Below are 23134 nucleotides of genomic sequence, written 5' to 3'. Positions count from 1 at the left end.
CGACACCCGCTCAGAACTCGAGTTCGCGCCCGCTGACGAACTGCCGCGCCAGCCCGCTGATCGGATCGGTGAACTCCAGCGACCGCGCCAGCAACCGCAGCGGATCGGTGAAATCGTCCGCGTCGCGCCGCCGGAACCGCGGATAGAAGTTGTCCCCCACGATCGGCACCCCCAACGACGCCAGATGCAGCCGCAACTGGTGGGTGCGGCCGGTGCGCGGGAACAACCGGTAACGGGCCAGCTCCCCCCGCCGCTCGACCAACTCGATGCGCGTCTCCGAATTCGGCTCGTCGGCGAACTGCTCGGCCGTCAACTCCCCGTGCCGCTTGACGATCCGGGTGCGCACCACCTGCGGGAACGACAGGTCCGGCCGATAACCGGCGACCGCCTCGTACACCTTGCGCACCCGCTGCCGTTCGAACAGCTCCTGATAGGGCCGCCGCCACGCCGGGTCCGTCGTGCACAGCAGCACCCCGGCGGTCATCCGGTCGAGCCGGTGCACCGGCACCAGATGCGGCAACTCCAGCTCGCGCCGCAACCGCACCACCACCGACTCGCGGATGTGCGCGCCGCGCGGGATCGTCGCCAGAAAATGTGGCTTGTCCACGACCACGAGCCCGTCCTCCCGATGCAACACGTGCACCGGGAACGGCACCGGCACCTCCGGCGCCGGATCACGGTAGAAGTACACGAACCGCGTCGGCTGATACGGCGTGCACGCATCGATGCGGCGGCCGTGCTCGTCGACCAGCTCCCCCGCCGCCATGTGCGCCGCCCAGTCCTCCTCGGGATGGCCGGCCTGCAGGAACTCGACGATCGTGGCCGCGTCGACGTCACCGGGCATCCGGATGCGGTCGGGGCCGAGCCCGTCACGCACCGGCAGCGGTGCAGCACGCACCGGTCTACGCCTCCACGGGGTCCGGGACGCAACCCTCGCACACCAAGGTCAACTCCCGGCCGCGGAGGTCCGGATGATTCCGGTACCGCGAGGTCGGCGTCCCGCACAGGGCGCAGCGGCCGATCACCGTCGCCTCGTCGCTGAACTCGACGTTCATCCGCCCGTCGAAGACGTACAGCGAACCCTCCCACAGGCCCTCGTCACCGAAGGTCTCGCCGTAACGGACGATGCCGCCGTCGAGCTGGTAGACCTCCTCGAACCCGCGGTTGCGCATCAACGCCGACAGCACCTCACAGCGCACCCCACCGGTGCAGTAGGTCACCACCGGGCGGCCCTTGAGATGGTCGTAACGTCCACTGTCGAGCTCGGCGACGAAATCGCGGGTCGTGGCCACGTCCGGCACGATCGCGTCCCGGAACCGGCCGATCTGCGCCTCGAATCGGTTGCGGCCGTCGAAGAACACCACCTCGTCGCCGCGCTCGGCAACCAGCTCGTGCACGCCGTGCGGCGACAGATGGGTGCCGCCGTCGACGATGCCGTTCTCGTCGACCTTCACCTCGTCGGGCACCCCGAAGGTCACGATCTCCGGGCGCACCTTCACCGACAGGCGCGGAAAGTCGCCGCCGGTGCCGTCGGACCACTTGATGTCGATGTCCTTGAACGCCGCATAGCCGCGCAACCCACGGACGTACTTCTTCACGTCGGCGATGTCACCGCCGACGGTGCCGTTGATGCCGTGCTCCGAGATGAGGATCCGCCCGGTCAACCCCAGCGACGACGCGAGGGTGTGCTGCCACAACCGGATCGCCTCCGGGTCGGGCAGCGGGGTGAACTTGTAGAACAGCACGATCTTCGGAACCGCCACCTCAGGGCACCCCCGCACCGTGCAGCTCGTGTAGGTCCTCGGCGCTCAACCCCTCGAGCGTGGACCGGAACACCCGCCGCTCCGAGCCGGGCACATCCACCAGCGACGGCACCACCAGCACCGTGCACCCGGCCGCATCCGCCGCGGCCGCCCCGGTCGGGGAATCCTCCACCGCCAGGCACTGCGCCGGAGCCAGACCGAGCAATTCCGCGGCCCGCAGGTAGGGCGCCGGATCGGGTTTGCCGGCCGGCACCTCGTCACCGCACACCGAATGATCGAAATGCTCGCGGCCCAACGTTTCGAGGGCCACCTCGCACAACGCCCGCTCGGTGTTGGTCACCAGCACCGACCCCAACCCGGCCGCGCGGACGGTGCGCAGCGCCGCCTGCGCGCCGGGCCGCCACGACAACCCGTCGGCGAACAACCGGCCCATGTAGTCCGTCAGCCACGCCGCCGCAGCCGCCGCCTCGTCCGGGGTCGGTTCCAGACCGAGCCCGGCGAAGGTGCGCAGCACCGCCAGATCCATCGGCCCACCGATCGTGGAGATGCGGGTCTCGTCGCTCATTGGCCCACCGAGATGCAACGACAACTCGTGCATCCCGATGTCCCACAAGCGTTCCGATTCGAGCAAGGTGCCGTCCATGTCCCACAGCACCGCCCGCAGCGCACCGGTCTGCACCGCGAGCGGCGCCTCCACCCGATCAGACATTGAAGTACTTCGCCTCCGGGTGGTGCAGCACGAACGCATCGGTGGACTGCTCGGGATGCAACTGCAACTCCTCCGATAGCTCCACCCCGATCCGCTCGGGTTCGAGCAGCTCGACCAGCTTGATGCGGTCCTCGAGATTCGGGCACGCGCCGTAACCGAACGCGAACCGGGCGCCGCGGTAGGCGAGCTTGAAGTACTCCGCGACCTCCTCCGGATCCTCGTCCGCCGCCGTGCCGCCCTCGGCGAACGCCAGCTCCTGCCGCACCCGCCGATGCCAGTACTCGGCCAGCGCCTCAGTCAGCTGCACACCGATGCCGTGCACCTCGAGATAGTCGCGGTACGAATTCGACGCGAACAACTCGTTCGCGAAGTCCGCGATCGGCTGCCCCATCGTCACCAACTGGAACGGCCACACATCCACCTGACCCGACGCGAGCGCATCCTCCCGCGACCGCACGAAATCGGCGATGCACAGGAACCGCGAACGCTGCTGCCGCGGGAAGGTGAACCGGTAACGCTCGGGAGCATCCGGACGCGGCTCGGTCAGCACCACCACGTCGTCACCCTCGGACACCGCCGGGAAGTAGCCGTACACCACCGCGGCGTGCTGCAGGATGCCCTCGGTCGCCAACCGGTCCAGCCAGTACCGCAACCGCGGCCGGCCCTCGGTCTCCACGAGCTCCTCGTAGCTCGGGCCGTCGCCACCGCGCTGCCCGCGCAGCCCCCACTGCCCCAGGAACAGCGCACGCTCGTCGACCAGCGCCGCATAGTCCGCCAGCGGGATGCCCTTGATCACCCGGGTGCCCCAGAACGGCGGCGTCGGCACCGGCAGATCCTTCGCGACATCACTGCGCTCGGGGATCTCCGCCGGCGTCTCCGCGGCCTTGCGCTTCTCCGCGATCCGCTTGCTGCGCTCGTGACGCTCCTTGCGCTCGGCGGCCTTACGCGCGGCCTCGATCGCCTCCGGGCTGTCCGGCGCCGGACCCTCACCGCGCTTCTCGGCCATGACGCGGTCCATCAACGACAGACCCTCGAACGCATCGCGGGCGTAGGACACCTTGCCCTCGTAGACCTCTGCCAGATCGTTCTCGACGTAGCTGCGGGTCAGCGCCGCACCACCGAGCAACACCGGGAACTGCTCGGCGACCCCGCGAGCGTTGAGCTCCTCGAGGTTCTCCTTCATCACCACCGTCGACTTCACGAGCAGACCCGACATGCCGATCACATCGGCGCGCTTGTCCACCGCCGCGTCGAGGATCGTCGCGATCGGCTGCTTGATGCCGAGGTTGACCACCTCGTAGCCGTTGTTCGACAGGATGATGTCCACGAGATTCTTGCCGATGTCGTGCACATCGCCCTTGACCGTCGCCAGCACGATCCGGCCCTTGCCCTCGTCCCCGGTCGACTCCATGTGCGGCTCCAAAAAAGCCACCGCGGTCTTCATCACCTCGGCGGACTGCAGCACAAACGGCAACTGCATCTGACCCGACCCGAACAGGTCACCGACGGTCTTCATGCCCGACAACAGCGTGTCGTTGATGATCGCCAGCGGCGGAGTGGTCTTCATCGCCTCGGTCAGATCGTCCTCGAGACCGTTGCGCTCCCCGTCGACGATGCGCCGCTCGAGCCGCTCGAACAACGGCAACGCCGCCAGCTCCTGCGCCCGCGACTCGCGTGCCGACGCCGCCGACACCCCCTCGAAGAGCTCCATCAGCTTCTGCAGCGGGTCGTAACCCTCCCTGCGCCGGTCGTACACCAGATCCAGCGCCACCTGCCGCTGCTCCTCCGGGATCCGCGCCATCGGCAGAATCTTCGACGCGTGCACGATCGCCGTGTCCAGCCCCGCCTCGGTGCACTCGTTCAGGAACACCGAGTTCAGCACCTGCCGCGCCGCCGGATTCAGACCGAACGACACATTCGAGATACCGAGGGTGAAGTGCACCTCCGGATGCGCCTCGTGGATGCGGCGGATCGCCTCGATCGTCTCGATCGCATCGCGCCGCACCTCCTCCTGGCCCGTCGAGATCGGGAAGGTCAACGCATCGACGATGATGTCCTGCGGCGACAACCCCCACTTACCGGTCAGATCCGCGATCAGCCGCTCGGCGATGCGCACCTTGTGCTCGGCGGTACGGGCCTGGCCCTCCTCGTCGATCGTCAACGCGACCACCGCCGCGCCGTGCTCGACGACATGCTCCATGATCCGCTCGAACCGCGAACCCGGACCGTCACCGTCCTCGTAGTTCACCGAGTTCACCGCGCAGCGACCCCCGAGATGCTCGAGGCCCGCCTTGATCACGTCCGGCTCCGTCGAGTCGATCATGATCGGTAACGTCGACGACGTCGCGAACCGCGACGCCAGCACCGCCATGTCCGCCGCCCCGTCGCGCCCGACGTAGTCGACGTTCAGATCCAGCATGTGCGCACCGTCGCGGATCTGGTCCTTCGCGATGTCCAGGCACTTCTGCCAATCCGCGGCGAGCATCGCCTCACGGAACGCCTTCGACCCGTTCGTGTTGGTGCGCTCACCGATCATCAGGATCGACGCGTCCTGCTCGAACGGCACCGAGGTGTACAGCGACGACACACCCGGCTCCGGCTGCGGTGCGCGCGGCGCCGGCTGCACCCCGCGCACCGCCTCGGCGACCTGCCGGATGTGCTCGGGGGTCGTGCCGCAGCAGCCACCGACGAAGGTCAGCCCGTACTCGGAGACGAAACCGGCCAGGGCCTCGGCGAGCTCCTCCGGCTGCAGCGGGTACTCGGCGCCGTTCGCGCCCAGCACCGGCAGACCCGCATTCGGCATCACCGACACCGGGATCGTCGCGTGCTGCGACAGATACCGCAGGTGCTCGCTCATCTCCGCCGGACCGGTCGCGCAGTTCAACCCGATCAGGTCGATGCCGAGCGGCTCGAGGGCGGTCAGCGCGGCACCGATCTCGGAACCGAGCAGCATCGTGCCGGTGGTCTCCACCGTCACGTGGGTGACGATCGGGATCCGGCGACCGGCCTGCTCCATCGCCCGCTTGCTGCCGATGATCGCGGCCTTCGCCTGCAACAGGTCCTGGCAGGTCTCCACGAGGATCGCGTCGGCACCACCGTCGAGCATGCCCAGTGCCGCCTCACCGTAGGCGTCGCGCAGCACAGCGAACGGTGCGTGGCCGAGGGTGGGCAGCTTCGTACCCGGACCCATCGACCCGATCACCATGCGGGCCACGCCGTCGGCACCGGGGCCCATCTCGTCGGCGACCTCGCGGGCGAGGCGGGTACCGAGCTCGGACAGCTCACGGATGCGGTCGGCGATGTCGTAGTCGGCGAGGTTGGGCAGGTTGCAGCCGAAGGTGTTCGTCGAGACGACGTCGGCGCCGGCCTCGAAGTACGCCCGGTGGATCCCCCGGATCACATCGGGACGAGATTCGTTGAGGATCTCGTTGCACCCCTCCAAACCGCGGAAGTCGTCGAGCGAGAGATCCGCGGCCTGCAACATGGTGCCCATCGCCCCGTCTCCGATGACAACGCGCTGGGTCAGCGCATCGAGCAGGACAGAATGAAGTGGGGTGGACATGCCCTTCAGACTAGTGGGCGCCCGGATCGGGCCGGGTCGTAGGCTGGACGAGTGAGTACACCCGAGTATCCCGAGACCCCGGACCAGGACGTCCCCGTCCTGCGCGATCCGGTGCTCGTCGCCGCCTTCGAGGGGTGGAACGACGCCGGCGACGCCGCCAGCGGCGCCGTCGAACACCTCGAGCTGATCTGGGACGCCGAGCCCTTCGCCGAGCTGGACTCCGAGGAGTACTACGACTACCAGGTCAACCGGCCACAGGTCCGTCTCGTCGACGGCGTCACCCGCGAGATCGACTGGCCCACCACCCGACTATCGCTGTGCTCCCCGCCCGGCAGCGACCGCGACGTCGTCCTGCTGCACGGCATCGAGCCGAGCATGCGCTGGCGCAGCTTCTGCGACGCCATCATCGAACTCGTCGACGAGTTCGAGGTCCACACCGTCGTCCTGCTCGGCGCACTGCTCGCCGACACCCCGCACACCCGCCCGGTCCCGGTGACCGGCACCGCCTACAGCTCCGAGGCCGCCGAACGCTTCAAGCTGCAGACCTCCCGCTACGAAGGACCCACCGGCATCACCGGCGTGCTGCAGGACGCCTTCGTGCGCGCGGGCATCCCCGCCGTGTCCTTCTGGGCGGCGATCCCCCACTACGTGTCCAACCCGCCGAACCCCAAGGCCACCGTGGCGCTGCTGCGCCGCGTCGAGGACGTCCTCGACCTCGAGGTACCACTCGGCGAACTCCCCCTCCTCGCCGAGGAATGGGAACAGACCGTCACCGACATGATCGAGGACGACGAGGAGATCGCCGAGTACGTGCGCACCCTCGAGGAGCGCGGCGACGCCGAAGCGGAGGAGGACATCTCCGAGGTCATCGCCAAGATCGACGGCGACGCCCTCGCCGCCGAGTTCGAACGCTATCTGCGGCGACGGGGTCCCGGCGGCTTCAACAGGTGAGGGATCTGCGCGAACCGCTGCAGCGCACGGCGCTGTACGCGGGGGGCTTCCTCGGTCCCTTCGGCGGCAGTGTCGTCGTATCGATGCTGCCGGAGATCGGCGCCGACACCGGTGTGTCCACCGGAACTGCCGCGACAACCGTCACCGCCTATCTCGGTGTGTTCGCCGCCGCGATGCTGTTCTCCGGCACGCTCGGCGCACGGTGGGGACGCGTCCGCACCGTCCGCACCGCCTATCTCGTCTACGCGGCGGTCTCCATCGCCGCGGCGCTGGCGCCGACCTTCTCGGTGCTCATCGGCACCCGCATGCTGCAGGGCGCGGCCAACGCGTTCACCACTCCACTGCTGCTCGCGGCGCTGGCCGTCATCACCCCGAAGGACAGGCTCGGCCGTGCGCTCGGCTTGTTCGGGGCGATGCAGGCCGCCGGCCAGACCGTCGCCCCGCTGATCGGCGGTCTCGCCGCCGAGGTGAGTTGGCGATGGGCGTTCGTCGTGCTCGCCGGCGCCGCGCTGGTTCTGGCGCTCGCCGGCCTGCCCGAATCGGTGCGCGACGACCCGTCCGGTACCACCCGGGTCCGTCTGCGTGACGCGCTCACCCCGCGCGTCCTGCGTATCGGACTGGTCGCGTTGCTCGGCTGGGGTGCCCTCGGCGGGCTCGGGTTCCTCCTCGCCTTCCGGGTCGAGGACGACTTCGGGTTGTCCCCGTCCGAACGCGGCGTGGTACTCACGGTGTTCGGACTCGCCGGCATCCTCAGTTCCAGGCCGGTCGGGATGCTCATCGACCGCGTCGGTGCTCGCGCGATCGTGCTCATCGGCGCGGTGAGCGGCGCAGCGCTGGTCGTGGTCGTCGGTACCGTCCCGTGGCTCGTCGTTCTCGGCGTCGCGTGGTTCCTGGCGGGCGTCGCTTCGCAGTTCATCCTCGTCGGGGTCAACGCCGCGGTACTCGGTGGGCCGGGCGGCAACCGCGGTGGTGCGGTGTCCGTCGTGCAGGCCTTCCGCTTCGGCGGTGCAGCCTTCTCCCCTCTCCTGCTGACACCGGTGTACGGCGCCGATCCGGTCGTCGCGTTCCTGCTGCCCGCCGCGCTGCTCGGTGTGCTGGTCCCCCTGGCAATGACTCGACGCCCGGAGGCATCGAGCCGCTGACACCCCCGTTTTCTTGGCTGGGTTGGTGTTTGGTAGCTGGTGCCCTGGTGTGTGGTGAGTAGTTTGCAAAGGAGGATAGGTTCTGGTTTTCTATGATTTCCGTATTGTTCAGAATATCGCCAGGGGCTCTCGAACCGGTTCCCGCAGTGGCCTCAGACCGAGCGTCTCTCCCGTCGTCGCCCACCCGGCGTCCGGCCGGTCCACTGCTTGAACGCCACCGAGAAGCTCGACGCATCGGCGTAGCCCAGACGGTGCGCCACCCTCTCCACCGGCAGGCCCGCATCCAGCAGCTCCCCCGCCATCGTCCTCAGTGTCTCGGCCACGATCGCCCGGTACGAGGTCCCCTCCTCCCCCAGCTGCCGCCGAAGGGTACGCACGCTCGACCCCAGTTCCGCAGCTACCTGGTCCTGGGTGGGGCTCTCGGCAGCGCGACGCAGCAGCACTTCCCGCACGCGGGCACCGAGCTCGCCGTGATTCTGTCTGCGCTGCAGCAGTTCCGCGCACTCCCGTAGCAGTACGGCGGCGGCCTCCGGGCTCGCGGTCGGCATGGGCCGGTCCAACGCCCGCGCGTCCACCACCACCGCATGCGGCGACGCCGTCGTCTCCACCCGGAAACCCCGGTCGCGGAAGACCGGCGCGACCCGCTCACCGAGCGATTCGGCCACCTCGATGCGACGCACCTCCGACGGCTGCCCCCACAGCGCACCCCAATGGGCGAGGATCCCCGAGACGTCGCGCTCCAGCAGGAAGCCCCGCAGCTGCGCCGGCACGTGCCGGTCGTCGAGGCAGAAGCGGACCTCGTCGCCCGCATACTCCAGGGCGGCGCGCGAGAAGGCGAAGGTGAGATCGAAGAAGCGGGTGCCCACCTCGATGCCGTCGCGCACCGTCGCACAGCTCATCAGGGCGTAACCGAAGATCCCGTGCACCGCCGCCTGGTAGCGCAGACCGAGAGCGAACCCTTCCCCGGGCCGATCGTCCAGCGCGGTCACGAGATTCCCGATCACGGCCAACTCCTGGTCGTCGGTGATCTCCCCACCCGGATCGGTGATCTCCTCCTCCCCCAACCCGGTACCTGCCAGCAACGTGCCGGCATCGAGACCGCGCTCGCGTCCGAACGACACCATCAGGGCCGCGCTCGTCGCCGCGCGGCGGGAGGTCCAGGGGTTCACGAGGCTCCATCCTCGGCAGCGTGGCCGAAATTCACAAGAACTTGCCGATAGTGGCATGGATCACGGAGGGCTCGATTCGTAGCGTCGACTTCACCAGCACAGCGAGGAAAGGACGACACGGCATGAGACCGAACGTGCACGGCAAGAGGGTTGTCATCACCGGCGGAGCGCGCGGCATCGGACAGGCGACGGCCGAAGCCCTCGTTGCGGCCGGCGCGCGAGTGGCCATCGGCGACATCGACAAGGATCTCGTGCAGGACACCGCCGCCCGGATCGGTGCGCGCTTCGGCACCACGGTGCTCGGGTTGCCCCTCGACGTCACCGACCGAGGATCCTTCGACGAATTCCTCAGCCTGGCCCACATGGAGTTCGGCGGGATCGACGTGCTCGTCAACAACGCCGGCATCATGCCCACCGGCGCGTTCCTCGAGGAGACCGACACCGTCACCGACCGGCAGATCGACGTCAACGTCCGCGGTGTGATCCTCGGTTCGAAGCTGGCCGCCGCCCGGTTCACCGAACAGGGCTACGGACACATCGTCAATCTCGGCTCCGTCGTCGGCATCGAAGGCGCCCCCGGACTCGCGGTGTACTCCGCGACCAAGCACGCGGTGATCGGCCTCGGGTCGGTGCTGCGCCAGGAACTTGCCGGCTCGAACATCGTGGTTTCCACGATCGCCCCGGGCTTCGTGCGCACCGAGCTGATCGCGGGCATGAAGCCCAACGCGCTCATCGAGAAGCTCGCCATGGTCGGCCCGGACGAGGTCGCCGCCGCGATCGTGCAGGTGATCGCGACGGCTCGCCCCGGCCTGCGGTACGTGCCCCGCACGGCGGGCGCGATCCTCGGAGCGCTGAAGGCGGTGCCGGAGGCGACCCGTCACCGCATCTCCGCGGCGTTCGGTCTGCAGTCGCTGGCATTGAACACCGACGAGACCGCGCGGGCGGCCTACCGTCGGCGCACCGAGGCTCCGAATCAGGCGGGGGCCGGCGAGGGCTCGGTGGCGAAGGATACCTCCGGCAGCGCACGCTGATCCGACGCGCGCTGCCGGTCGGGCTCAGTCTCCGGTCGGCAGCGCACGCAGCGAGCGCACCGTGGCGTCGACGGCGCGAGCCGCCTCGGCGCCCTTCTTGACGAAGTGCCGCGTGAAGTACTCGACGTGCTCGTCGTGCTCGTGGAAGTTGTGCGGGGTGAGCACCACGGAGAAGACCGGCACATCGGTGTCGAGCTGGACCCGCATCAGGCCGTCGATCACCGCGGTGGCGACGAAGTCGTGCCGGTAGATGCCGCCGTCGACGACCAGCCCGGCCGCGACGATCGCGTCGTAGCGCCCGGTCTTCGCCAGTCGCTTGGCGTGCAGCGGGATCTCGAACGCGCCGGGGACCTCGAAGAAGTCCAGGGCGTCCTGTGAGACGCCGAGGCGGGTGATCTCGTCGGTGAAGCCTGTGCGTGCCTGGTCGACGATGTTGCGGTGCCAGGTCGCCTGAACGAACGCGATGCGCCCGGTGATGTCGGTCATGGTCACGAAACTAGCGCATGTCGCGTCATAGTTTGTCGTGCGGGAGGGGCGCTGTTCCGTCCTATGAGATTTCGTTTATTTCTCTTTTCCGTCATGCACAGAGTGACTACAGTGGTGGATGTGACACAGTCGGTTCCCGCCCCCGAGAACACCGTCGGTCCCCGCCCCGAGCGGTACATCGACATCTACCGCCGCGCCACCGCCCGACTCGAGGCGTGCTTGCCGCTCGGCTGGTCGCTGTCGAGCGACCGTCCCCGCTCCCCCGAGGCACCCACCCGGATGCTCGTCTCCGCCCCCGACGGCGACACCGTGTCCTTCTCCGTGGTCGCCTCCCGCGGTGTGCTCTCCGGCGACGTCGCCCGCATCGCCGCCGACCTGTCCGAGTCCGACCGCGGCTTCGTGTGCGCCCACTATCTGTCCGATCCGGTGCGCCGCCAGCTCGACCGGCACGGCATCTCCTACGCCGACGCGACCGGCAACCTCTCGCTCGTCGCCAACCGTCCGGCGGTGTGGGTCCGCGACCGCGGAGCCGACGCCGACCCGTGGCGCGGCCCGGGCCGCCCGTCCGGGGTGCTCACCGGCGAGCCGTCCGACCGCGTGGTGCGCGCGCTCGCCGATCACGTCGGGGAGATCTCCGTCCCGGAACTGATCAAGCTGTCCGGCGCGTCCACCGGCGCGACCTACCGGGTCGTCGAGGTGCTCGTCGAACGCGAGCTCGTGCGCCGAGTCCCGCGCGGCCCGATCGTGGAGGTGCGCTGGGAACCGATGCTGCGGGCCTGGGCCGCCGAACGGAAGGTGTGCGCGGTCCGGCGGTTCACCGCCGCCGAGGGCGTCACCGCGACCCGCGCGCGACTGGCCGAACGCATCGACATCCCATACGCGCTCACGGGCGTCGGCGCCACCGATTATGCGGCCCCGGCGTTGCTCGAGGTCTACGCCGACGACCCGGACGACTTCGCCGACAGTCTCGGTCTGCGCGCGGTCGAGCACGGTGGCGACGTGGTGGTGGCGATTCCCTGGTCGCCGGTGGTCTTCGAACGGATGGACCGTCGCGGCGGACTGCGCCACGCCGCGATCTCGCATGTGTACGCCGACCTGCTGGCGGGCCCGTTCCGCAACGACGATGCCGCCGAACACGTCCGCTCCCGGCTCACCGCGGACGAGCACTGGCGGCGTCCGGTGCGCTGACCGCTGTATCCGGCCGATCCGCCTCCCCGGATCCCCGGCCGAGCATTTCGATCTTTGTGTACGGTGCGAACCATGACGGGTCGCCGCGACGACAGGAGTACCGATCAGATGACCGCGCCGCGCACCGTGGAGGACCTGCCGTCGGCACTCGACGGCGCCGCCTTGTCCGATCGTCTCGCGGGCCGCCGGCCCGCGGTCTTCCTCGACTACGACGGCGTGCTCACGCCGATCGTCGCCCGTCCCGAGGACGCGGTGTGGCCGGATGCCATGCGCCGCACCGTCCGCGAGCTCGCCGACCGCGTGTCGGTGTGCATCGTCACCGGCCGCGACCGCGACGTCGTCCAGCAGCTCATGGGGGTCGACGATCTCGTCGTCGCCGGAAGCCACGGCTTCGATATCTGGAGCCCCACCGACGGGCAGATCGCCCACGACGTCCTCGACGACTTCACCGATCTGATCACCGAGACCACCGAGACCCTGCGCACCCGCCTGGACGGTATCGACGGCGTCGGCATCGAACCGAAGCGCGCGTCGGTGGCCGTGCACTACCGGCAGGCCTCCCCCGAGGTGCACGACCGGGTGGGTGCGATCGTCGAGACGCTGTTACAGGAGAACCCCGAACGGCTCGCCGTGGTGCCGGGAAAGATGGTCTACGAACTCAAACCGGCCGTGGACTGGAACAAGGGCAAAGCGGTCCTGCACCTGATCGAGGTCCTCGGTCTCGCCTCCGACGAGGTCGTGCCGCTCTATCTCGGCGACGACATCACCGACGAGGACGCCTTCCGGGCGTTGCGGGGTCGCGGCATCGGGATCCTCGTCGGCAGCCCCGACGACCCGGAGATGGCCGGACGCCGCACCGACGCCGAGTTCGTCCTCGCGTCGGTCGACGACGTCGAACGTTTCCTGTCGGCCCTGGGTAGATGACAGCGCCGCCGGGTGACAGCACCGCCGGACAGTTCGTGTCGACTACGACCCGCCAGGAGGTTCGCGTGTACGACCCGGAGTTCACCCTCGACTACGACGGTTTCGATCCCGACGACGAACCCCTGCGCGAAGCCCTGACCTCGACGGGCAACGGCTACTTCTGTTCACGCGGCACCGCCGAGTGGGAGGACATGGGCGAGGTCCACTATCCGGGGACCTACGCGCATCGTTGCTACAACCGCGAGACCACCATCATGGGTGGTAGCCCGGTCCTGAACGAGGATCTGGTCAACCTCCCGAACTGGCTCGTGCTGAAGCTGCGCATCGACGGTGGCGAAGCGATCCGCCTGGCGCAGGTGGAGATCCTCGACTACCGGCACGTCTACGACATCCGCACCGCCACCGTGGTCCGCGAACTGCGGTTCCGGGATCGGCACGGCCGCGAGACGTCGCTGCGCAGCAGACGGTTCGTGAGCATGGAGCATCCGAACCAGGGGGCGCTCGAATGGTCGCTGACCCCGGAGAACTGGTCGGGGCGGGTCGAGATCGTCACCGCCCTCGACGGCCGGGTCTCCAATCGCGCGGTCGCCCGCTACCGCGATCTCGAGGCGCGGCACCTCGATCCGGTCTCGCCGCGCACCTACGGTCCCGAGACGATCGCGCTGAAGGTGCAGATCCGCCAGTCCGACACCTACATCGCCCAGGCCGCACGCACCCGGGTGTTCCGGGAGGGTTCGGGAGGAGCGATGCTCGTCGACCGGGATCTGTACCAGATGGAGGACTACATCCAGCAGGTCCTCTCCTTCGACATCGCCGAGGGTTCGACGGTGCGGATCGAGAAGATGGTGGCGATGTTCACTTCCCGCGACGACGCGATCACCGAGCCCCTCGCGTCGGCGGGCCGGCACGTGCTGCGTTATCCGGATTTCGCCGAGGCGTACGACGAGCACGTCGCGGCGTGGGACGAGCTGTGGGACATCTGCGCCATCCGGTTGCCGCGGGAGTCGCGCGCGCAGTTGCTGCTGCGCCTGCACGTCTCGCACGTACTGCAGGTCTGCTCACGGCACACCGCGCGCCTCGACGCGGGAGTGCCGGCGCGCGGACTCAACGGCGAGGCCTATCGCGGGCACGTGTTCTGGGACGAGATGTTCGTCTATCCCTTCCTGAACCTGCGGGTCCCGGAGATCACCAAAGGCCTGATCCTCTACCGCTACCGCCGGTTGGGTGAGGCGCAGGCCGCGGCGAGCGAGGCCGGTTACCGCGGCGCGATGTTCCCCTGGCAGAGCGGCAGCGACGGCACCGAGGAGACCCAGACGGTGCATCTGAACCCGATGTCGGGTCAGTGGGATCCGGACCTGAGCCGGAACCAGCGGCACGTCAGCGCCGCGATCTTCTACAACGTGTGGCACTACTACCAGGCCACCGACGATGTCGACTTCCTCGCCGACTACGGCGCCGAGATGATGCTCGAGATCGCGCGGTTCTGGGCGTCGATCGCGCACTACAACCCGGATCGGGACCGCTACGAGATCCACGGGGTGATGGGCCCGGACGAGTTCCACGAACGGTATCCGGGAGCCACCGAGGGCGGTGTGCGCAACAACGCGTACACGAACGTGATGGTCGCGTGGATCGCGGCGCGCGCCCTCGATGTCTTCGAGGTGCTGTCGAAGAGCCGGCGCACGGCCCTGCGGGCTCGGTTGCGGGTCACCGACGAGGAACTGCGCACCTGGTCGGAGATGAGCCGGAAGATGTTCGTGCCCTACCACGACGGGGTGATCAGCCAGTTCGAAGGCTACGAGGATCTCGAGGAACTCGACTGGGAGCACTACCGCACGGAGTACGGCAACATCGGCAGGATGGACCGCATCCTGCGCGCCGAGGGCCGTGATCCGGATGCCTACAAGGTCGCCAAGCAGGCCGACACGGTGATGTTGTTCTTCCTGTTCGACGATGCCGAGTTGCGGCAGGTGTTCGAGCAGCTCGGTTATCCGTTCGGTCGCGACCTCGTGCGCCGCACCGTCGACTACTACGACCAGCGCACGTCGCACGGGTCGACGCTCAGTCACGTGACGTTCGCCGGTGTGCTCGCCACCTTCGATCCGCAGTCCTCGTGGTTGCGGTTCAAGCTCGCGCTCGAGAGCGACGTCAGCGACCTGCAGGGCGGCACCACCAAGGAGGGCATCCACATGGGGGTCATGGGCGGCACCCTCGATCTGGTGCAGCGCTACTACGTCGGTGCCCGTGCGTACGGCGACGTGCTCGTCTTCCGGCCCAAGCTGGTCTCGCACCTCGACGGGGTGTCGTTCTCCATGCGGTACCGCGGCACTCCCCTACGGGTGCGGATCGACGGCGACAAGCTGTCGGTGCGCGCCGAGACCGAGGGTTTCCGGGTGCCGGTGCGGGTCGCGGTGGACGGCGAACTCGTCGCGCTCGGCGCCGGCGAGTCGCACGAATTCCGGCTCGCCGCCGTCCCGGCCTGACCGCGAGGAGGACATCGTGGCCGAGACGCAGTCGCGGTTCCGCGCGGCGATCTTCGACGTCGACGGGGTGCTCGTCGATTCACCGCACGAGACGGCGTGGCGGGAAGCGCTGGCGGAGTTGATGGCCAGCGACTGGTGCGACCTGCAGCCCGAGACCTCCTGGCAGGAGGACGCGTTCACCGCGGAGGTGTACCGGCAGGTGCTGTCGGGCCGGCCACGGATGGACGGTGCCCGCGCCGCCCTCGAGTACTTCGCGGTGCCCGACGCCGAGCGCCGCGCGGTCGACTACGCCGAGCGCAAGCAGGCCCTGTTGCTGCGGTTGATCGACGAGCGCAGGTTCCGCGCCTACGACGACGGAGTGCGCTTCGTCGCGGCCGTGCAGGCGGCGGGGATCGCGGTGGCCGCGGCGTCCTCGTCGAAGAACGCCGGACTGTTCCTGCGGGCGATCCCCGCCCACGACCATCCCGGCGAGACGCTGCTCGACCGCTTCGACGCCGATCTGTCCGGGCGCCCGGTCGCCCACGGCAAACCCGACCCGGAACTGTTCCTCACCGCCGCCGACGAACTCGGGGTGCCCGCGCAGGCGTGCGTGGTGGTCGAGGACGCGATCAGCGGGATCCGGGCGGCGAAGACCGGCGGCATGTGGGCGCTCGGTGTCGCCCGTTTCGACGACACCGCCGACCTCGAGGACGCAGGCGCCGATCTGGTGGTGACCTCCCTCGACGAGGTCGACGTCGACGCCTTCACCGCCGGACGACTGGGCCGCCGCCGCTCGGTGTGACGCTCAGTCGATTCCGACGCCCTGCCAGTGCCAGTCGGTGATCACCGGCATGTCCTCGCCGTGGGTGCGCACGTAGCGGGTGTGCTCGGCGAGGATGTTCTCGAGTTCCTCGCGGGCGTGCCCGGCGATGGGCCGGATCCGCTCGACGCGGTCGAGGACGTCGAGCGCAAGGTGGTAGCGGTCGATGCGGTTGAGCACGCACATGTCGAAGGGTGTGGTGGTCGTGCCCTCCTCGATGTAGCCGTGAACATGGAAGTTCTCGTGGTTGGTGCGCCGGTAGACGAGACGGTGGATCAGCCACGGATAGCCGTGGTAGGCGAAGACCACTGGCTTGTCGGTGGTGAACAGCGCGTCGAAGTGCGCGTCCGGCAACCCGTGCGGGTGCGCCCGGTCGTCCTGCAGCCGCATGAGGTCGACGACGTTGACCACCCGGATCCGCAGGTCGGGGAAGCGGCGGTGCAGGATGTCGACGGCCGCGAGGGTTTCCATCGTGGGGATGTCGCCGGCGCAGGCGAGCACCACATCCGGTTCGGCGTCGCGGTCGGTCGAGGCCCACTGCCAGATGCCGATGCCCTTGCGGCAGTGGGTCATCGCGTCGTCGATGTCGAGGAATTGCACGGCGGGTTGCTTCCCGGCGACGATCACGTTGATGTACTGGCGGGTGCGCAGGCAGTGGTCGGCCACCGAGAGCAGGGTGTTGGCGTCCGGCGGCAGGTAGACGCGCACGACCTCGGGTTTCTTGTTGACGACGTGGTCGATGAATCCGGGGTCCTGGTGCGAGAACCCGTTGTGGTCCTGCCGCCACACGTGTGAGGTGAGCAGGTAGTTCAGCGACGGGACGGGGCGGCGCCAGCGGATCCGGTTCGTGGTGAGGAGCCATTTGGCGTGCTGGTTGACCATCGAGTCGACCAGGTGCGCGAAAGCCTCGTAGCTGGAGAACAATCCGTGCCGGCCGGTGAGCAGGTAGCCCTCGAGCCAGCCCTGGCAGGTGTGTTCGGACAGGATCTCCATGACCCGCCCGTCGGGGGCGACCCGGTCGTCACCCGGGTCGATGCGCGCGTTCCAGGTGCGGTCGGTGGCGTCGAGGACCGCGTCGAGACGGTTGGAGTTGTTCTCGTCCGGCGCGAACACCCGGAAGTTCGTGGCGTTGCTCCGCATCACGTCGCGCAGGAAGGTGCCGAGGATGCGGGTGGCTTCGCCGGTGGCGGTGGCCGGTTCGGGAACGTCTACGGCGTAGTCGCGGAAGTCGGGCAGGATCAGATCGCGCAGCACCGCTCCCCCGTTGGCATGCGGGTTCGCACTCATCCGCCGGGTGCCGCGCGGCGCGAGGTCGCGCAGGGCCGCAGCAGGGGCACCGTCGTCGTCGAACAACTCCTTCGGTCGATAGCTCTGCAGCCACTCCTCGAGAGCGCGGAGGTGCTCGTCGTTCCCGCGCGGATCGCCGATCGGCACCTGGTGCGCGCGCCAGGTGCCCTCGACCGGGGCGCCGTCGACCTCGACCGGGCCGGTCCACCCCTTCGGGGACCGCAGCACGATCATCGGCCAGGCCGGGCGGGTCGCGTTTCCCGAGCTGCGAGCGGTCTGCTGGATCTCGGAGATCCGGTCGAGCGCCGCGTCGAGGGCGCCGGCGAAGCGCCGGTGCATGTCAGCGGGATCGTCGCCGGCGACGACGATCGGTTCGTGCCCGTAGCCACGCAGCAGCGAGATCAGTTCGTCCTCGCCGATGCGGGCCAGCACCGTCGGGTTGGCGATCTTGAAGCCGTTGAGGTGCAGGATCGGCAGTACCGCCCCGTCGCGGCGCGGGTCGACGAATTTCGTCGAGTGCCAGCTCGCGGCCAGCGGCCCCGTCTCGGCTTCGCCGTCACCGACGACCGCGGCGACGATCAGGTCGGGATTGTCGAAGGCAGCACCGTAGGCGTGCGAGAGGGAGTAGCCCAGTTCACCGCCCTCGTGGATCGAGCCGGGGGTCTCGGGGGCGACGTGGCTGGGAATGCCGCCGGGGAACGAGAACTGTCGGAACAGGCGCCGCATGCCGTCCTCGTCGCGGGAGACAGCCGGATAGACCTCGCTGTAGGTGCCTTCGAGCCACGCCGCGGCGACCGGTCCGGGGCCGCCGTGACCGGGACCCATGACGTACATCATGTCCAGGTCGCGGGTGGTGATGGCGCGGTTGAGGTGTGCGTAGACGAAGTTCAATCCCGGTGTGGTGCCCCAGTGTCCGAGCAGTCGCGGTTTGATGTGTTCGGGCCGCAGCGGTTCGCGCAGCAACGGGTTGTCCATGAGGTAGATCTGCCCGACGGACAGATAGTTCGCGGCCCGCCACCACGCGTCGAGGTCTGCGAAGTCCGGATCGATCGCGGCCCCCGGCTCGGAGGTGGCGTCGGAACTGGTCTGCGGTGTGCGGAGTGACATCGGTTTCCTCGTCGTCGGCGACCGGGGTGCTCGTTGCAGCGGTACCCATCGGGTGAGGGGCTCACTCGCCCCGGCGGCGCACCATCTCACCGATCCAGGCCGGCGCGTACGGCGACGTGCAGCCCGGGGACGTCGGATAGTCCTTCAGCACCTCGAGGCGTTCGCCGATGTCGAGCGCGCGGGCCCGGTGGGCGGGGTGTTCGATGCCGATCTGCGCCAGGCACGTGTTCATCGCCCACTGCAGACGTTCGGGGGCGTCGCGCATCTGGGCGTCGATGGTGTCGAGCAGGCCGGACAGGTCGAGTCCGTCGGCGTTCTTGACGACGCGCTCGGCGGTGAGCGCCCATCCCGCGCTCGCGACGACCGGATCGGGATCGGTCATCCACCGGCCACGCAGTTCCTCGGCGTGCGGGTACTTCTTCACGACATAGTTCACGAACCAGTCGTGCACCTTCGGGGTGCCGGTCTCGCGGACCATCGCATCGAGCTCGTCGACGGTGAACGCCTTGGGGCGGCAGATCAGCAGCGCGAGCAGCCGGGCGGCGGTGTCGCCGGTGGCCCAGAGTTGCTGCGCGAGCTCGTGCTGGGTCTTCACCCGCTTGGCGATGGCCCGCAGGGCGCTGAGGTTCACGCCGTGGTCGTCGCCGTGTTTCTCGTTCACCGCGCGGATCTTCGAGTCGTCGAGCGCGGTGAGTTCGGTGAGCAGCTCGTCGACGGTCGGAGTGTCCGTTTTCGTCTGTGCCACCGTGATCTCCTGTCCGTGCGTGTCGGTCGCGCCTCAGCCTACGAGCGCCGGGCGACAGCCTGGGCCGGTTCCGTCGTCGATTCGGGTGGTTCGGCCCCGCTGAGCGGGGTCGGATCCACCCGAACCCGGTCACAGGTCGAGCTGGGTGACCGCGTTGCCGACGAGACCGGCGTGGTGGCGGCTGTACAGCGCGACCATCCGTTCGTCCGCGTGCCCGGTCTGCGTCATGATCATCTGCGTGGTCGCGCCGCCGCGCACCGCCTGGGTGACGAACCCGGCCCGCAGGCTGTGCCCGCCGAGGGTGGCGACGAGGTCGTCGCTGAACCCGGCGCGGCGGGCGCGGCGCTGGATCATCGAGTGCACGGACTGCCCCGACAGCGCGCTCGTCCCCACCGCGCCGCTGTGGTGCACCGGCCGGAACAGGGGCCGGTCGCCGTCCTGCGTGCGCCCGGCCGCCAGGCCGCGGCAGCAGTGCTCGGCCGGGTCGGCGGTGGCGTTGCCGAGCAGGTCGACGACGGCCTCGCGTCCGGACTCGTCCCAGGCGTCGAGCACCTCCCGCCAGCGCCGATAGGCGCACACCGGGCAGGTGTGCGGATCGGACCCGTACGGCAGGGTGACGGTGCGGCCGCGGGCGCTGCGGTCGGTCTTGGACCGGCGGACCGTCACGTAGAGCCCGTCGGCGCGGTGCGGGACGACGTCGGTGACGACGAGCCCGGTGAGCTCGGAGCGGCGCAGCGCCCCGGCCAGTCCCATGAGCAGCAGCGCGGCGTCGCGACGTTCGGCGACGCGTTCGGCCCACCCGCCGTCGGCGGCCTCGGCGCGCATCGCGGTGAGGATGGTGCGGATGTCGTCGGTGAGCAGCGGGGTGCGCCGCGCCGGCGGGGTGGCCCGGTCGCGTCGGATGCCACGCAGCAGATCCCGAACCGATTCGTGCCCACCGGGTTTCGGCAGGCCTGCCAGGGCGTGCATCTTGTTGATGGTCGACACCCACCGCGACAGCGTCGACGGCGCGTACGCCCAGCGTCCGTCGGGGCGCACTTCGGCGGCCTTCTCGGTGAGGAACCAGCTCAGTTGCTCGGCGGTGGCCGGCATCGGACTGTGCCCGGTGCGTTCGCACCAGCGGGTGAAGATCGTCCAGTCGCCGATCTGGGCGGCGCGGGTGTTCTCCGAGGTCGCCTTCTCCCGCAGTCGCCGCATCGCGGTGGCGACCGCGCCCGGTACCGCGGGCACCTCGGGACGGGGCAGATCCGGGCTGGTCACGGCGTGTTGATCCTCTGGACACGCAGGTCGCGGGCGAGATGGTCGCGCTGTTCGATCACCAGGCGTCGCAGCGCGGCCGGGGCGTCGGTGTGGGCCTCGAGCCAGGTGTCGACGGGTTCGAGGCTGTCGGCCGCGGGAAACAACCCGACGACGATCCGGCGGGCGATCTCGATGCTGCGGCTCGTCCACGTCTCGCGGAGCACCGCGAAGTAGTCGGTGTCGTAGGCGGAGATCAAGTCGCGGCGCGCCCCGGCGCGGAACCCGGCGATGGTCGCGTCGAGATGGTCGTTGGTGAGGGTGTGGTCGGCGAGGATCGTCGCCCACGCGTGCGCCTTGACCTCGGCGCGGGGGCGGGAGGCGAGTGCGCGCAGGTGCGCGGTGCGTCCCGAGGCGGTGTCGTCGTTGCGCAGTTCCTCGTCGAGGTCGGCCTCGTCGGCGTCGCCGGTGGTGGTCAGCGCCGCCCACCAGCTCCACCGCAGGTCGGGGTCGAGACGTAGGCCCTCCGGCGGTGCGACGTGGCCGCACAGGATCGCTCGCAGGTCGGCGGCGTGCCGGTCGTCGACGCTCGCCGCGACACCGACGGCGCGAGCGAACGCCAGCTGGGTGTCGCTGCCGGGTGCGGCACCGTGCATCCCGTCCCAGACCGCGTCGAACCAGCCACGCCGCGCGTCGGTGCGCGCCGAGTCGGGCACATAGTGTTCGACGGCCTGGGCCGCGTTGGCGAGCACGGCGGTGAGCAGCGCGATGTCGGCCTCGTGCGGGGCGAATCGCGCGGCCATGGACAGATAGCGGTCGACGGCGAGTTCCCCGTCGCGGGTCGCGTTCCACAGCGCCGACCACAGCAGGCCGCGCGCGAGCGGTTCGCGGACGCGGTCCAGGGAGGCCTCGACCGTGTCGAGCGACCGGGCGTCGAGGCGGATCTTCGCGTAGGTGAGGTCGTCGTCGTTGAGCAGCAGCAGCGCCGCCTCGGGCAGGTCGACGGGGGTGCGTTCGTCGGCGAGGTCGACTTCGACGCGGTGGGTGCGGACGAGGTCGCCGGAGTCGTCGGAGTCGTAGCAGCCGACGGCGAGGCGGTGCGGGCGTGGATCGCTCTGCACGATCTCGTACCCGGTCCCGGTCTCCTCGAGGTGCAGGGTCGACACCCCGGTGGTCTGCAACCACGCCTGCGCCCAGGACGACAGGTCGCGGCCGGAGGTGCTCGACAGTTCGACGAGCAGATCGTCGAGGGTGGTGTTGCCGAAGGCGTGCTTGCGGAAGTACCGGCGGGCCCCCTCGAAGAAGGCGTCGCGGCCGACATAGGCGACGAGCTGCTTGAGCACGCTCGCGCCCTTGGCGTAGGTGATGCCGTCGAAGTTCAGCTTCGCGGCCTCGAGGTCGACGATGTCGGCGACGATCGGATGTGTCGTCGGCAGCTGGTCCTGCAGATACGCCCAGGCCTTGCGGCGGTTCGCGAAGGCCACCCACGCGTCGGTGAACTTGGTGGCCTCGGCGCTGGTGAAGGCGCCCATGAAGTCGGCGAACGACTCCTTCAGCCACAGGTCGTCCCACCACTTCATGGTCACGAGATCGCCGAACCACATGTGGGCCATCTCGTGGAGGATCGTGTTGGCGCGCCCCTGGTGCTGGGCGGCGGTGGCGGCGCCACGGAAGACGTAGGCCTCGGTGAACGTGACGCAGCCGGGGTTCTCCATTGCGCCGAGGTTGTATTCGGGCACGAACACCTGGTCGTACTTGCCGAACGGATACGGATAGTCGAAGTGTTCGGAGTAGAAGTCCATGCCCTGCCGGGTGATCTCGACGATCTCGTCGGCGTCGAGGTGCTCGGCGAGCGAGGCGCGGCACAGCACCCCCAGCGGCACCGTCAGCTCGTCGCGGCTCCACGACGCGTCCACCCGGTGGTACGGGCCGGCGACGATCGCGGTGATGTAGGTGGAGATCGGCTGGGTCGGCGCGAACGTCACGGTCTGGGTGTCGTCGCGCTGCACCGTGCGCTCGGCGGCCTCGTTCGACAGCACCTGCCAGCGGCGCGGCGCGGTGACCACGAAGGTGAACGGCGCCTTGAGATCCGGCTGTTCGAAGCACGCGAACACGCGACGCGCGTCGGCCGGTTCGTACTGGGTGTAGAGATAGGTTTCGCCGTCGACGGGATCGACGAAGCGGTGCAGCCCCTCCCCCGACCGGCTGTACCGGCCGGTCGCGACGACGGTGACGACGTTGATTTCCTTCAGACCGCCGATCGTGATCCGCGCGCCGTCGTAGACGACGGGCACGAGCTCGCCGTTGATCGTCACCGACTCGACGGAGTCGCCGATGAAGTCGAGCCAGGCCTCGTCGGTGGAGGCGGTGAATTCGAGCGTCGTCACCGTGGGGAATCCGGTGCGGCGGGCATCGACGGCACCCCGCAGGTCGAGTTCGACGCGGTAGGAGTGCACGTCGAGTGCGCGGGCGCGCGCGGCGGTTTCGGCACGGGTCAGATTCGCGGAGCTCACGAGTCCCGATCCTGCCATCACGCGCCCGGACTCGACGGC

The 23134-nt window shown here is 69.3% G+C and carries 17 protein-coding genes; 7 read left to right on the top strand and 10 right to left on the bottom strand.

All coding sequences use genetic code 11. The features are described from left to right. Nucleotides 1-10: 10 nt before the first annotated feature. The 4 genes from ACWPOC_RS18555 to metH are packed head-to-tail and all read right to left on the bottom strand — an operon-like array spanning nt 11 to nt 6034. Nucleotides 11-898, bottom strand: a complete 888-nt coding sequence (locus ACWPOC_RS18555; protein WP_455409139.1) for a pseudouridine synthase — start codon at nt 896-898, stop codon at nt 11-13. A 4-nt stretch (nt 899-902) separates the two neighbouring features. Further along, a complete protein-coding gene (gene trhO, locus ACWPOC_RS18550; protein ID WP_120282817.1) occupies nt 903-1763 on the bottom strand; it encodes an oxygen-dependent tRNA uridine(34) hydroxylase TrhO in 861 nt (286 codons plus the stop codon). A 1-nt stretch (nt 1764) separates the two neighbouring features. After that, on the bottom strand, nt 1765-2472 hold the full coding sequence (locus ACWPOC_RS18545) for an HAD family hydrolase (RefSeq protein ID WP_455409138.1): 708 nt from the start codon (nt 2470-2472) through the stop codon (nt 1765-1767). Further along, nucleotides 2465-6034, bottom strand: coding sequence for a methionine synthase (gene metH / locus ACWPOC_RS18540; protein ID WP_120282813.1), 3570 nt, complete (start codon nt 6032-6034; stop codon nt 2465-2467). Before metH ends, ACWPOC_RS18545 begins: the two co-directional genes overlap by 8 nt. Nucleotides 6035-6085: 51 nt before the next feature. On the opposite strand from metH, the gene ACWPOC_RS18535 reads away from it, so the two are divergent. Together ACWPOC_RS18535 and ACWPOC_RS18530 are read left to right on the top strand one after the other, a co-directional pair. Further along, the gene (locus ACWPOC_RS18535; protein WP_016690813.1) at nt 6086-6985 is read left to right on the top strand and encodes a PAC2 family protein; all 900 of its coding nucleotides are present in this window, start codon (nt 6086-6088) and stop codon (nt 6983-6985) included. Further along, nucleotides 6982-8127, top strand: coding sequence for an MFS transporter (locus ACWPOC_RS18530; protein ID WP_120282811.1), 1146 nt, complete (start codon nt 6982-6984; stop codon nt 8125-8127). Before ACWPOC_RS18535 ends, ACWPOC_RS18530 begins: the two co-directional genes overlap by 4 nt. A 152-nt stretch (nt 8128-8279) precedes the next feature. Here the strand turns inward: ACWPOC_RS18530 and ACWPOC_RS18525 are convergent, their stop codons facing one another. Next, complete coding sequence (locus tag ACWPOC_RS18525; RefSeq protein WP_183070708.1) at nt 8280-9296, bottom strand: AraC family transcriptional regulator; 1017 nt, start codon at nt 9294-9296, stop codon at nt 8280-8282. Nucleotides 9297-9418: 122 nt separating this feature from the next. Between ACWPOC_RS18525 and ACWPOC_RS18520 the strand changes: the two genes are divergently transcribed. Further along, nucleotides 9419-10327 carry an SDR family oxidoreductase gene (locus ACWPOC_RS18520; protein ID WP_455409137.1) on the top strand — a complete coding sequence of 303 codons (909 nt, stop codon included), beginning with the start codon at nt 9419-9421 and terminating at the stop codon, nt 10325-10327. 24 nt (nt 10328-10351) lie between these two features. Here ACWPOC_RS18520 and ACWPOC_RS18515 read toward each other — a convergent pair whose 3' ends face one another. Then, nucleotides 10352-10813, bottom strand: coding sequence for a 6,7-dimethyl-8-ribityllumazine synthase (locus ACWPOC_RS18515; RefSeq protein WP_059384465.1), 462 nt, complete (start codon nt 10811-10813; stop codon nt 10352-10354). Between the two features lie 120 nt (nt 10814-10933). On the opposite strand from ACWPOC_RS18515, the gene ACWPOC_RS18510 reads away from it, so the two are divergent. The 4 genes from ACWPOC_RS18510 (at nt 10934) to ACWPOC_RS18495 (ending at nt 16189) form a co-directional block, all read left to right on the top strand. Beyond that, the gene (locus ACWPOC_RS18510) at nt 10934-12001 is read left to right on the top strand and encodes a helix-turn-helix domain-containing protein (RefSeq protein WP_120282805.1); all 1068 of its coding nucleotides are present in this window, start codon (nt 10934-10936) and stop codon (nt 11999-12001) included. A 72-nt stretch (nt 12002-12073) separates the two neighbouring features. Continuing rightward, complete coding sequence (otsB, locus tag ACWPOC_RS18505; protein WP_455409136.1) at nt 12074-12925, top strand: trehalose-phosphatase; 852 nt, start codon at nt 12074-12076, stop codon at nt 12923-12925. A gap of 65 nt (nt 12926-12990) precedes the next feature. Continuing rightward, nucleotides 12991-15408 (top strand): glycoside hydrolase family 65 protein, encoded by a 2418-nt coding sequence (locus ACWPOC_RS18500; RefSeq protein WP_455409135.1) that lies wholly within the window; start codon nt 12991-12993, stop codon nt 15406-15408. 16 nt (nt 15409-15424) lie between these two features. Beyond that, a complete protein-coding gene (locus ACWPOC_RS18495) occupies nt 15425-16189 on the top strand; it encodes an HAD family hydrolase (RefSeq protein WP_455409134.1) in 765 nt (254 codons plus the stop codon). Between the two features lie 3 nt (nt 16190-16192). Here ACWPOC_RS18495 and ACWPOC_RS18490 read toward each other — a convergent pair whose 3' ends face one another. The 4 genes from ACWPOC_RS18490 to pepN form a co-directional block, all read right to left on the bottom strand. Then, nucleotides 16193-18601 (bottom strand): phosphoketolase family protein, encoded by a 2409-nt coding sequence (locus ACWPOC_RS18490; RefSeq protein ID WP_455409133.1) that lies wholly within the window; start codon nt 18599-18601, stop codon nt 16193-16195. Nucleotides 18602-18662: 61 nt separating this feature from the next. Continuing rightward, nucleotides 18663-19346 (bottom strand): DNA alkylation repair protein, encoded by a 684-nt coding sequence (locus ACWPOC_RS18485; protein WP_455409132.1) that lies wholly within the window; start codon nt 19344-19346, stop codon nt 18663-18665. Between the two features lie 129 nt (nt 19347-19475). Further along, nucleotides 19476-20606, bottom strand: coding sequence for a tyrosine-type recombinase/integrase (locus tag ACWPOC_RS18480; protein ID WP_455409131.1), 1131 nt, complete (start codon nt 20604-20606; stop codon nt 19476-19478). Then, nucleotides 20603-23095 carry an aminopeptidase N gene (gene pepN, locus ACWPOC_RS18475; RefSeq protein ID WP_455409130.1) on the bottom strand — a complete coding sequence of 831 codons (2493 nt, stop codon included), beginning with the start codon at nt 23093-23095 and terminating at the stop codon, nt 20603-20605. The genes ACWPOC_RS18480 and pepN overlap by 4 nt, the downstream gene beginning before the upstream one ends. Between the last annotated feature and the right edge of the window lie 39 nt (nt 23096-23134).

The sequence above is a fragment of the Rhodococcus sp. 5G237 genome, assembly GCF_053764735.1.
Note: the sequence above shows the minus strand (reverse complement) of the source record. Positions and strands in the feature narration are given on the sequence as shown.

Bases quoted from the DNA above. Each gene is read 5' to 3' on its own strand.
- ACWPOC_RS18520 (WP_455409137.1), top strand. From the start codon at position 9,419: ATGAGACCGAACGTGCACGGCAAGAGGGTTGTCATCACCGGCGGAGCG.
- ACWPOC_RS18515 (WP_059384465.1), bottom strand. From the start codon at position 10,813: ATGACCGACATCACCGGGCGCATCGCGTTCGTTCAGGCGACCTGGCAC.
- ACWPOC_RS18490 (WP_455409133.1), bottom strand. From the start codon at position 18,601: ATGTCACTCCGCACACCGCAGACCAGTTCCGACGCCACCTCCGAGCCG.
- ACWPOC_RS18545 (WP_455409138.1), bottom strand. From the start codon at position 2,472: ATGTCTGATCGGGTGGAGGCGCCGCTCGCGGTGCAGACCGGTGCGCTG.
- otsB (WP_455409136.1), top strand. From the start codon at position 12,074: ATGACGGGTCGCCGCGACGACAGGAGTACCGATCAGATGACCGCGCCG.
- metH (WP_120282813.1), bottom strand. From the start codon at position 6,034: ATGTCCACCCCACTTCATTCTGTCCTGCTCGATGCGCTGACCCAGCGC.